Source organism: Aquabacterium sp. UBA2148 (genome assembly GCF_002328915.1).
GTDB classification, from domain to species: domain Bacteria; phylum Pseudomonadota; class Gammaproteobacteria; order Burkholderiales; family Burkholderiaceae_C; genus Aquabacterium; species Aquabacterium parvum.
The window spans coordinates 335-699 of sequence record NZ_DCXA01000015.1; the positions used below are offsets into that span (position 1 = coordinate 335).

At 65.2% G+C, this 365-nt stretch carries 1 protein-coding gene and 1 pseudogene; both read right to left on the reverse strand.

Translation table 11 applies throughout. The features are described from left to right. Positions 1 to 226: alpha/beta hydrolase (locus B2W70_RS00520; RefSeq protein ID WP_349677421.1), on the reverse strand; the 226-nt coding region annotated here is incomplete at its 3' end. Further along, positions 189 to 365: pseudogene (locus B2W70_RS00525) on the reverse strand (sulfate transporter subunit); the annotation flags it as partial. The gene B2W70_RS00520 and the pseudogene B2W70_RS00525, both read right to left, overlap by 38 nt.

Below are 365 nucleotides of genomic sequence, written 5' to 3' on the forward strand. Positions count from 1 at the left end.
CCGCGTCGACGTACTGACTTTGCAGCCAGGTCTGCCAGTGCGCGGGGCCGCTGTCGCGCAGGCCGGGAACGATCAGCACCCGCACCGAGCGGCGCGGTTGTCGGGCGCTGGGCTGCCAGGCTGACTGGGCCGCGGGCGAGGCGATGTGCAGCGATGAATGCATGGCTTCGTCCTTGCCTGGCTGGAGGTCACTTCCTGGTGTAGACCTGGTCGAACAGACCGCCATCAGCGAAGTGTGTTTTCTGAGCCTTGGTCCAGCCACCGAAGACCTCGTCGATCTTCACCAACTCCAGCTTCGGAAATTGCCTGGCGTACTTGGCTGCGGCCTTGGCGTCGGTCGGGCGGTAGAAGTGCTTGCCGGCCAG